Origin of the sequence: Kitasatospora sp. NPDC058406 (genome assembly GCF_042722765.1) — a bacterium.
GTDB lineage: Bacteria > Actinomycetota > Actinomycetes > Streptomycetales > Streptomycetaceae > Kitasatospora.
This window is the reverse complement of record NZ_JBHXKE010000071.1, coordinates 26,867-37,417: the sequence shown is the minus strand read 5'-3', so window position 1 is coordinate 37,417 and position 10,551 is coordinate 26,867. Positions and strand designations below refer to the sequence as shown.

Genomic DNA, 10,551 nt, shown 5'->3' with positions numbered 1-10,551 from the left:
CGGTGCGCTTCCGCGTGCGCCGGCCGCGCCCGCCGGGCCGGCCCGCCCGGGGTGCTACCTCGCGCTGATCGCGCGGAACAGCAACTCGGCGGTCTCGGACCAGCGTTCCACCACGTCGGCCCGCTCGTGGAGCACGTCCGAGATGTGCTGGGTGCCGAAGAACGCGGCCACCAGCGACCGCGCCGCCGCGTGCGGCGAGACCCCCTCCCGCAGCTCGCCCGCCGTCCGGGCGCTGATCAGCAGCGCGCTCAGCAGCTCGGTCCAGTCCACGTACGGGGTGGGCAGCTCGGCGTCTATCTGCGGCCGTTCGATCTGCAGCCGGGCGCCCGCCTGGACGACGATGTCGTCCCGGAACGCCGCCGCCGCACCCGCCAGCAGCCGTGCGGCCGTCTCCAGCGGCCCGCGCCCCTCGGCGGTGACCTCCTCCAGGAGCATCGGCCACCGGGCGTAGTGCTGTTCCACCACCGCGATGGCCAGCGCCTCCTTCGTCGGGTAGTGGAAGTAGACGGCGCCCTTGGTCATCTCGACCCGGTCCGCCACGTCCTTGACCGAGGTGTGGCGGAAGCCCTGTGTCGAGAAGAGTTCGGCGGCGGCGGTCAGCACCAGCAGTTTGGTGCGGGCGGCCCGGTCCTGTTTGGGGTCGGGGCCCCGCCGGGTGGTGATTCTGCGCACAGGGAACGGGGAGGTGGTCTGCGGCTCGGGCATGGACGGCTCCTGTGATGGTGGGGTCAACGGTGGTGCCGGATCGTCAGGGCGGGGGCGATTTGGACAGAGTGGCGCAAAATTTCGCCTCGACGGTAAACCTTCCAGAAGGTATGTTCCTGAGCTGTCGCTCCGGTAGGCACCGAAAGATAGCGGGCCTGCTCCCGTCGCCGCGACATGGGGGAGGAAGAATTCATGAACGTCCTGTCATCTCAGGTGCCCGGGCAGCGCCGTCCGCTGCTCCGGGAGGGCTGGAACGGCCTGCGTTTCGACCGGCACCTGCCGCGGGAGGCGGTCCACAAGCACGCCGACCCCGAGGTGCTCCTGACGGACGCCGTGCGGCTGGAGGAGGAACGGTTCGCGGTCGCCGCGCGCTGGCTCCGCGACCACCACCTCGGTCACCGGCGGGCAGCGGCGTCCGACCCGATGATGCTGGCCGAGACGGTCCGCCAGACCGCGATCCACCTGGCCCACCGGTTCCACGGCAGCACCTACGGCCACCCGTTCGTGCTGAACGAGCTCACCGTCGACCTCGACGAGGCCCTGCCGCCGACCGGCCCGGACGGCCTGGACGTCGGCCTCGACCTGCGCTGCCCGCCCGCCGCTCCCCGGCCCGGCCGGGAGCGGTTCGCGCTGGAGGGCCTGGCCTGGGCCGGCCACCGGCCGGTGGGGCGGGTCCGGATGCGCTGGGAGGTGCTGGAACCCGGCCGCTACGCGTCCCTCCGGCGACGGTCGGCCGACGCGGCGGGGGAGCCCGGGACCGCCCCGACCGCGCCCGTGCCGCCGGAGCCCCGGCGGGTCGGGCAGACGACCGACCGTGACGTGGTGATCGCCGCCGACCCGGCCCGCCCCGACCGCTGGTGGCTGCGGCCCTTCGAGGACCACCCGGTCCTGTTCGACCACCCCGTGGACCACGTACCCGGCATGGTCCTGATGGAAGCCTTCCGGCAGGCGGCCGCCGCCGCGTACGGGGCCGGTGACGCGGTCCGCGAACTGCGGGAACTCGCCACCGTGTTCACCGCCTTCGGCGAGCTCACGACGCCGGTCGCGATCGTCGCCGAGCCGGCGGACGGCGGCCCGGCCGGGGCGCTTCGCCTGACGGCGGTGCAGGACGGCCGGCCGATCGCCGCCGCCCGGGTGCGCCGGACGGCGGCGCCGGGCCCGGCCGGTGCGGGCCCGGTGGGTGGGGGAGCGGCGGCAACGGGCCCGGTGGGCGCGGGTGCGGGCCCGGCGGCCGGGCCGGCCGGGGCGGAGGGCAGGGCATGCTGAGCGACGTCCGGGCCGAGGGGCTCGACGCCGGGGTGCTCGACGTCCGGGTGCTCGGCGAGCTGGCCGGGACCGCCCGCCGGGACGCCGGGCGGGCCGAGGAACTGCGCCGGCTGACCGGCGAGGTCGCCGACGGGATCACCCGGTCCGGCTTCCCGCGCCACTTCGTCCCGCGCCGGTGGGGCGGCACCGCCGGGGAGTTCGGCGCACTGGTGACCGGGGCGTCGACGCTGGCCGAGTCCTGCGCGGGCGCCGCCTGGTGCGCCGCCCTGTACGCGGCGCACGGCCGGCTGGCCGCCTACCTCCCGACGGAGGGGCAGCGCGACCTCTGGGGCGGCGGCCCCGACGTCCGGATCGCGGCCGCGGTCGTCCCGCCGCAGGGCCGGGCCGAGCGGGTGGGGGACGGCTGGCGCCTCCACGGCGAGTGGCGGCCGGCCAGCGGCGCGGACCACGCGGAGTGGATCCTGCTCGCCTCCTGGACCGAGGGTCCCGCAGGCCGCGAGCACCGGGTCTTCGCCGTGCCCCGCTCGGAGTTGACGGTGCTGGACACCTGGCACTCGGCCGGGCTGCGCGGCAGCGGCAGCACGTCCGTGGCCGCCGACGGGGTCCGCGTCCCGGACCACCGCACGCTCACGCTGGACGCGCTGCTCGTCCCGCAGCAGGACGCCGCCCGCTGCCACACCGTGCCGTACCCGATGGTCGCGGCCCTGGTGTTCGCCACGCCGCTGCTGGGCATCGCCCGGGCAGCCCTGCGCGAATGGACGGCCGGCGCCCGGCGCGCGGCCGACCCGCACCCGGCCGCGCACACCGTGCTGACGCACGCCTCGGCCAGGATCCACACGGCGGGGCTGCTGCTCGACGGCGCCGCCGCCCGGGCCGACCGGGGGAAGATCACCGCACTCGCGGTGGCCGAGAACCGTCGTGACGCGGCGACCGCCGCCGTGCTCTGCCGTGAGGCGGTGGACGCGCTGTTCCTCGCGGCCGGTGTCGGGGCGCAGGCCCCGGGCTCGGTCCTGCAACGCGCCTGGCGGGACGCGGCGGCGGTGGCGGTGCACCGCACCCTCGACCCGGACGCGGCGGCCCGGGGCTACGCGGAGGCGGTCCTCGGCGCCGGTGGCGGTGCGGCGTGAGCGGTACGGCGCCCGCCCCGATCGCCTTCTTCGACGTCGACGAGACACTGATCGCGGCCAAGGGGATGCTCGCGTTCTGGGACTTCTGGACGGCGGACCGCGCCCGTACGGACCCCGCGCACACGGACCCCGCCCGTACGGACCCCGCCCGTACGGACCCCGGCACCGCGGGGCCCGCCCCGACCGGGCCGGCGCGGCGACCCGGGGCGACGCCGCCCGGGGCACCGGACCTCCGGGCGGCGATGGCCGCGGGCGTGCCCCGCGAGGAGCTGAACCGGATGTACTACCGCCGGTTCGCCGGCGTGCCCGCCACCGCGCTGCGGTCGGCGGCACGCCGGTGGTACGAGGAGTACCGCAGGGGCGCCGCGGCCTTCGTCACGGCGAGCCTCGACGCGTTGGCCCGCCACCGGGACCTCGGGCACGAGGTGGTCCTGGTGTCCGGGTCGCTGCGCCCGCTGCTGGAGGCGGTGGCGGAGGACTTCGGCGCCGCCGCGGTGTGCTGCACCGAGCAGCTGGCGGCGGGGGGAGTGCTGACCGGGGAGGTGGACCGGCCGATGATCGGGCAGGCCAAGGCGGACGCGGTGGCGGCGCTGGTCCGGGCGCGGGGCGTCCGGCCGGCCGACTGTTTCGCGTACGGCGACCACGAGAGCGATCTCGCGATGCTCCGCACGGTCGGGCACCCGGTGGTGGTGAACGGCTCGGCGGAACTGCTGGCGGAGGCCGCGCGCGAGGGCTGGCCGGTGCTCGACGGGCGGCGCGGTCCGCGCCGCCCGCCGGGGCCGCGGGCGCGTCCGGCCGTCGCACACCGATCGGTTTCCGTCTGATGTGCGGACAGCCGGGCGGGCGTGCCCCCTGTCCTGAGAACATTCCTTTAGGAAGGTATGTTCTTGACCAGGAGGGCGCCCGCATGATCAAACAGGAGCGAGCACGGCGTACGCGGGAGAAGGTGCTGGACGCCGCCGCAGAGGAGTTCTCCGCCCAGGGGTACAGCAGGGCCACCCTCAACGCGGTGGCGCAGCGGACCGGCATGACGAAGGGGGCCCTGTACGGGCACTTCGCCTCCAAGCGGCTGCTGGCCGGGGCGCTGCTGCTGCAGTCCCGCAAGGTCTGGGAGGAGATGCGCCAGGCCCGGGACGTCCCGGGCGCCGCGGCCGGCGCGGTGCTGGAGTCGCTCGTCCTGGACCTGGCACACCGGCTGAAGGAGGACGTCAGGCTGCGGGCGGCGCTCCGGCTGGCGACCGACTGCCCGGCGCTGGCCCAGATGGTGCCGGACATCTTCGAGGACGTGCAGCGGGGCCTGGCGAACCTGATCCGTCGGGCCCAGGGGGAGGGGAGCATGGCGCCCCGGCCGCCCGAACTCGTCGCCCAGCTGCTCCTGGCCGTGATGCACGGCGCGCCGCACGTGTCGTTCGGGCCGCCGGGCGCCTGCGGTTCGGCCGGCGCCTACGAGGCGGCGTGGCGGTTACTGCTGGCGGCGCTCGCCGGCCCGGCCGCCGGGGCCCCGGTTCCGGAGGGCGGGACTCCGGCGGGGTGCAGCCTGTGCCCGGATCCACGGGTCGTATGAGGGTTCCGTTACGGAACCGTTGAAAATACCCTCGTGAAGGTATTTTTAGGGAGAATGTGGCTGCCCCGGACCTCCGGGGCAGCCCACCGCCCGGCGGCGGACAGACCGGTCGCGGGTCGCGAACCGAGACGATGTGACGGAGGGGTGTCATGAGTGTGCTGCACGAAAGGATCGGATCGTCCGCCCTGTACCAAACGGAATTCGGTCACGCCCCGGAGGATTCGGCGCGGGTCGCCGCCCGGCGCGCGGCGGGTCATGCCGAGCACGTCGACGACTTCGACATGCGGCACCTCCGGTATTTCCTCACGGTGGTCCGGGCGGGGACCGTTTCGGCGGCTGCCCAGGAACTCCGGATATCCCAGCCGAGCCTCAGCCAGCAGATCAAGAGACTGGAAAGCCGGGTCGGCGCCTCGCTCTTCATCAGGAGTTCACGCGGTGTCGAACTCACGGCGAGCGGGCGGGCATTCCTGCGGGAAATCCAGTCCATTCCCGGGCAGCTCCGCTCGGCGATCGCCGCGGCTGCCCCGACCCCCCGGGTCTGGCCGGTCGGGGTCTGCGGCGGGGTGCCGACCGAGGTCCTCGCCGAGGTGCAGAACGGACTGGCCGGTGAGCAGGCCGACGGGGCCGCCCGGGCGGGCGCAGAGCTGCGCATGCGGCACGTGGGTGCGGCCGACCAGCCGGAGCTGCTGCACCACGGCGAGCTGGCGTTCGGCATCGTCCGGCTTCCGGTCACCACACCCGGTCTGGTCGGCGCGGTGGTCTGGGACGAACCGCTCGGGGTGGTCATGCGCCCCGACCACCGGTTGGCCGCCCGACCCGGCCTGACCTGGGACGATCTCGCCACCCAGCGGTTGCTCTGGTACGACGAGGGGTGTGCGCCGGGCTACGCCGAGACGATCCCGGCCCAGCTCGCCGCACTCGGCTGGCGGGCCGAGCTGCACCCTGTCGACGACCAGCAGGCGCTCTTCGTGCACACCCTGCAGACCGCCTGCGACCTGGTGGCGCTGCGTCCGCGGCTCGCCGTGCAGGGCGAGACGCAACTCCACTGGCGCCCGCTGCCCACCAGTGCGGCGCCGCGTGAACGGCTGGCGGTCACCGCGCTGGCCGGCGGCCGGGCCGCCCGGGTGCTCGCCCAGGTCGCCGAGCGGCAGGGCTGGCCCTTCCTCGCCTGAGGAGTTCGCCTTCCGCCGGTCCGCTGCCGTCCCACCCCCACCTCCCACCGCTGTCGCCACCTCTGCCCCCACCCGTACGCCCGGCCCGGAGAATGTTTTCTCCGGGCCGGGCGATTTTTTGCCCCGGGGTCATGGAAGGTTCACTTCCGGTGCCCGGGCGACTCCTTGCGGTCCCCCTCGTAGGGTCGGCCCATAGGACCGGTCCTATGGCTTCCACGCATTTTCTGTCTTGGCCCTCGGAACGCCGTTCGAACTATGGTTTGAGTGCGAAAGCGGGCAGGCCGGAACCGGGAACGGAAAACCCCGGAGGCCGTGCCGGTGACCCGCCGCCCGAGGAATTCCGGGCAGGGCGCCGGACGGTATTCACCGGCCGATCCACCGGTCGATCCGTCGTCGTCCATGTCGTTCCCGACGACGTTCAGGCCGCCGTTCCGTCCGCCACACCGACATTCGAGCTGGGAGCCGGGGAAGTCGTGATCTCGACCAAGTTGACAGAATTGCTGGGAATCGACCATCCGATCGTCAGCGCACCGATGGGCGGCGTCTCCGGCGGCCGGCTGGCCGCCGCCGTCACCCGCGCCGGGGGGCTGGGGCTCGTCGGCGTCAGCTACGGCGACGCCGCGTTCATCGACGAGCACCTCCCGCAGGCCGCCGAGGGCGGCGGCGTCTGGGGCGCCGGCTGCGTGATGTTCACCTTCGACGAGCGCCCCGGCCTCTGGGACAAGGTGCTCGGCTACGCGCCGCCCGTCATCGCCCTCTCCTTCGGCGACGCCGAGCAGGTGGGCCGCTACGTCTCCTCCGCCGCCGCGAGCGGTGCCCGGGTCGTGGTGCAGGTGCACGACACCGAGCAGGCCGTCGTGGCGCTGCAGGCCGGCGCGTCGGTGCTGGTGGTCCAGGGCGCCGAGGCCGGCGGCCACCACAAGACCCGGGCCACCCTCCCGCTCGTCCCGGCCGTGCTGGACCTCGTCCGGGGCGCCGTCCCGGTGGTCGCGGCCGGCGGGTTCGCGGACGGCCGGGGCCTGGCCGCGGCGCTGGCGCTCGGCGCCGACGGCGTGATGATGGGGACCCGCTTCGCACTCACCGTCGAGTCGATCGCGACCGCCGGCTTCAAGACCTCGCTGACCGCCGCGGGCACCACCGACACCGTCAACACCCGGTCCTTCGACGTGCTCCGCGGCATCCCGTGGGACGAGGTCTACCAGGCGCGCTCGGTGAGCAACGCCTTCACCCGCGAGTGGACCGGCCGCGACGACGACCTCGCCGCCCGGCGCGCCGACGTCGAGCCCGGCTGGACCGCCGCCGTCGCCCGCGACGACGTCAGCCAGCGCGCCCTGTTCGCCGGCGAGGTCCTCGACCTGGTCAAGGACGTCCGGACCGCCGCCGCGATCGTCGAGGACACCGTCTCCGAGGCGGAGACCGTCCTGCGCGGCCTGGCGACGCGCATCGGCCGCTGACACCGGCTCCGCAACCGGCGCGGGCTCCGGCCGGCCCCTCCCCGCGTCCCTCCTCCCCGTGTTCGCCCTCTCACCGTCCGTCCTCCCACCGCACCGGAGAACACCGTGATCCACGTCCTCACCCTCACCTACCTGAAGCCCCGTGAGACCGTCACCGCCCACCTGCCGGAGCACAGGGCCTGGCTGCGCGAGCACGCCGACCGCGGTCGCATCCTGCTCAGCGGCCCCCGGCCGGACGGCGGCGCCGTCATCGTCACCGCCGACCTCGACGACGCCACCGTCACCGAGCTGATCGAGAGCGACCCCTGGCACACGCTCGGCATCGCCTCCTACGAGCGGACCCCGTTCACCGCGGGCTTCGCCAGCCCCGGCGTGGTCACCACCCCCGAGCCCGGCGACGGCGTGCTGCTCATCAACGTGGCCACCACCGAGTCCGCGCCCGCCACCGTGGCCGCCCTCGCCTCCGCCGTCGAGCACGTCGCCGCCACCGCCGAGGGCTTCCGCGGCTCCCGGCTGCTGACCAGCGTCGAGGGCGACGCGGTGGTGAACCTCGCCGCCTGGTCCGACGAGAAGAGCTTCGACGCGATCTTCGACGACCCCGAGTTCACCCGCCGCTACCAGCGGTTCGCGACCACCACGACGGGTGCCAAGTACCGCCTGTACCGGACCAGCCGGGTCATCACCCCCAACCGCTGACCCGGCGTCCCGGCCGGGAGGCACACCCCCGCGCATCGCCCGACACCCGCCCACACCCCTCACACCGCGTAGGAGAACCATGTCAGGCACGTCCACCCCGGCCCCCGCGTACGACCTGATCGTCGTCGGCTTCGGCGCCGCCGGCCTCTCGGCCGCGCTGTCCTTCGCCGAGGCCACCGACGGCCGCGACCGGCCGGCCAGGATCGCGATCCTGGAGCGCTCCGGCAAGGAGGACCGCGGCGGCGCCACCCGCTGGACGGGCGCCTTCCTGCGGATCGACCAGCAGCGCCGGCTCGACACCGACTGGGCCGAGCACGTCCACCGGGTCTCCGGCGGCCTGGCCGACCTCGACTACTGCCGCACCGTCGAGCGCGACACCCCCGGCACCCTCGCGTTCGTCGAGAAGCACGGCGTCGAGATCGCCTTCCAGGACTTCCCGCTGCCGCACACCTTCGCCGCCGGCGTCCCGTCCATGGTCCCGCCGGCCAGCCCGCGAGGTGGCGGCGCCGCCATCGTCGAACACCTCGGCGCCGCCCTGGAGGCGGACCCCCGGGTCGACATCCGCTACCTGACCGAGGCCCTGCGCCTCTCCACCGACGAGGACGGCGCCGTCGACGGCGTCGTCGTCCGCGGCCCCGACGGCCTCACCCGCACGCTGGCCGGCCGCGCGGTCGTGCTCGCCTGCGGCGGCTTCGAGGGCAACCCCGAGATGCTCACCCGGTACGTCGGGCAGAACGCCTGCGACCTCCCGCTGATCGCCCCCGGCATCGCCGCCAACCGCGGCGACGCGCTGCGGATGGCGCTGGAGCTCGGCGCCGACACCGCCGGCCAGTTCGACGGCATCCACGCCGAGCCGGTCGACACCCGCACCGACAAGGCCGACGCGGTCCTCTACGGCTTCGCCGCCGGAATCTTCGTCAACGGGCGCCTGGAGCGGTTCTTCGACGAGGGCCGCGACACCTGGGACAACACCTTCGAGCACGTCGGCTACGAGATCTGGAAGAACCAGGACCAGGAGGCGTACTGGATCGCCGACGCCAAGACCCTGGCCATCCCCGGCATCTCCGGTTCGCTGCTCACCGACGTGCCCCCGGAGCAGGCCGACACCCTGGCCGGGCTCGCCGCCAAGCTCGGCATCGACGCCGAGGGCCTGGAGAAGACCGTCGCCGGGTTCAACGCGGCCGTCTCCCCGGGCGAGTTCGACCCCACCCGGCTGGACGGCAAGCACACCGTCGGCCTCACCCCGGCCAAGTCCAACTGGGCCACGCCGCTGGACACCGCGCCGTTCATCGGCATCCCGGTGACCGCCGCGATCTGCTTCACCTACGGCGGCGTCCGCACCGACCTCGACGGCCGGGTCGTCACCCCGTCCGGCACCGCCATCCCCGGCCTGTACGCGGCGGGCGAGGCCACCGGCCTCTTCTACCACGCCTACCCGCCGGCCACCTCGGTGCTGCGCTCGTTGGTCTTCGGCCGCCGTGCCGCGCACCACGTGGCCGCCGGCCAGTCCGCCTGACGCGCACCCGACGTGTCCGCCGGACCCTTCCCGATCCAACCCGCACGTCCGCTTTCTGGAGGAGCCATGAGGATCACCAACATCGACGTCACTCTCCGGGACGGGGGGTACCGCACGGGATTCCACTTCCCGCTCTCCTACGCCCTGGAGCACGCCCGGCTGAGCGTCGAGGCCGGCTTCGACTGGGTCGAGATCGCCTACCGCAAGGGCTCGTTCGCCCCGATCCCCGACCTGGGCCTCACCGGCATCGGCGGCGACGACTTCATCGCCGCCACCGCCCGCGAGATCGGCCCCCACCGGGTCGCGATGATCCTGCACCCGAAGAACATCACCCGCGAGGACCTGCCCGCCATGTACGCGGCCGGTGCCCGTCTCGTCCGCATCATCCTGCCCGCCAAGGGCTACGAACCCGGCCTGGAGTACATCCGCCAGGCCCGCGACCTCGGCTTCACCGTCGGCGTCAACTTCGCCCGGATCAGCCAGTGGCCGGCCCGCGAGGTGGTCGAGGTGGCGACCGCCGCCACCGACGCCGGCGCCGAGGTCGTCTACCTGGCCGACTCCAACGGCAGCCTCTCCCCGCTGGACACCACCGACCTGACCACCCTGACCCGCTCGGTCACCGGCGGCGCGGTCGGCCTGCACGCCCACAACAACCTCGGCCTCGCGCTGGCCAACGCCATCAGCGCCGTCGCGGCCGGTGCGACCTGGATGGACTCCTCGATCCAGGGCATGGGCAAGGGCCCCGGCAACCTCATCGCCGAGCAGTGGCTGGCGCACCTCGACCGCACCGACCCGGAGAAGGCCGGCCACATCGACCTCGCCCCCGTCCTGCGGCTGGCCGAACTGCTGCTGGCCACCGTCCCCGAGGGCCGGCCGTCCCTGCCGCTGCCCGACCTCGTGCTCGGCCGCTACGACCTCTCGGTCGAGCACCGCAAGGAACTGCTCGGCGAGCACGGCGAGGCCATCGCCACCGCGCGCACCCTCGCCGGCGTCCGGTGACCACCCGGTGACCACCCACGCCGGACCGGTCGTGGGGGGGGGGGCGGGGGGG

The 10,551-nt window shown here is 74.4% G+C and carries 10 protein-coding genes; 9 read left to right on the top strand and 1 reads right to left on the bottom strand.

Annotated features, from left to right (window positions below):
- Nucleotides 1–54: 54 nt before the first annotated feature.
- Nucleotides 55–705 carry a ScbR family autoregulator-binding transcription factor gene (locus tag ACFWOG_RS16395; RefSeq protein ID WP_380358924.1) on the bottom strand — a complete coding sequence of 217 codons (651 nt, stop codon included), beginning with the start codon at nucleotides 703–705 and terminating at the stop codon, nucleotides 55–57.
- Between the two features lie 192 nt (nucleotides 706–897).
- On the opposite strand from ACFWOG_RS16395, the gene ACFWOG_RS16390 reads away from it, so the two are divergent.
- From ACFWOG_RS16390 to ACFWOG_RS16350, 9 genes are all read left to right on the top strand, one after another.
- Nucleotides 898–1,971: a ScbA/BarX family gamma-butyrolactone biosynthesis protein gene (locus ACFWOG_RS16390; RefSeq protein ID WP_380358921.1), complete on the top strand. Its 1,074-nt coding sequence runs from the start codon at nucleotides 898–900 to the stop codon at nucleotides 1,969–1,971.
- Nucleotides 1,965–3,098 carry an oxidoreductase gene (locus ACFWOG_RS16385; protein ID WP_380358918.1) on the top strand — a complete coding sequence of 378 codons (1,134 nt, stop codon included), beginning with the start codon at nucleotides 1,965–1,967 and terminating at the stop codon, nucleotides 3,096–3,098. Before ACFWOG_RS16390 ends, ACFWOG_RS16385 begins: the two co-directional genes overlap by 7 nt.
- Nucleotides 3,095–3,922, top strand: a complete 828-nt coding sequence (locus ACFWOG_RS16380; RefSeq protein WP_380358916.1) for an HAD family hydrolase — start codon at nucleotides 3,095–3,097, stop codon at nucleotides 3,920–3,922. Before ACFWOG_RS16385 ends, ACFWOG_RS16380 begins: the two co-directional genes overlap by 4 nt.
- A gap of 83 nt (nucleotides 3,923–4,005) precedes the next feature.
- Entirely contained in the window at nucleotides 4,006–4,662 is a 657-nt protein-coding gene (locus tag ACFWOG_RS16375) for a TetR family transcriptional regulator (protein ID WP_380358913.1), read from the top strand.
- 149 nt (nucleotides 4,663–4,811) lie between these two features.
- Nucleotides 4,812–5,834, top strand: coding sequence for a LysR family transcriptional regulator (locus tag ACFWOG_RS16370; RefSeq protein WP_380358911.1), 1,023 nt, complete (start codon nucleotides 4,812–4,814; stop codon nucleotides 5,832–5,834).
- A 92-nt stretch (nucleotides 5,835–5,926) separates the two neighbouring features.
- Nucleotides 5,927–7,288: an NAD(P)H-dependent flavin oxidoreductase gene (locus ACFWOG_RS16365; protein WP_380358908.1), complete on the top strand. Its 1,362-nt coding sequence runs from the start codon at nucleotides 5,927–5,929 to the stop codon at nucleotides 7,286–7,288.
- 105 nt (nucleotides 7,289–7,393) lie between these two features.
- Entirely contained in the window at nucleotides 7,394–7,984 is a 591-nt protein-coding gene (locus ACFWOG_RS16360; protein WP_329948239.1) for a YciI family protein, read from the top strand.
- A 79-nt stretch (nucleotides 7,985–8,063) separates the two neighbouring features.
- Entirely contained in the window at nucleotides 8,064–9,500 is a 1,437-nt protein-coding gene (locus ACFWOG_RS16355) for an FAD-binding protein (protein WP_380358906.1), read from the top strand.
- 66 nt (nucleotides 9,501–9,566) lie between these two features.
- Nucleotides 9,567–10,499 (top strand): hypothetical protein, encoded by a 933-nt coding sequence (locus ACFWOG_RS16350; RefSeq protein WP_380358903.1) that lies wholly within the window; start codon nucleotides 9,567–9,569, stop codon nucleotides 10,497–10,499.
- Nucleotides 10,500–10,551: the final 52 nt, after the last annotated feature.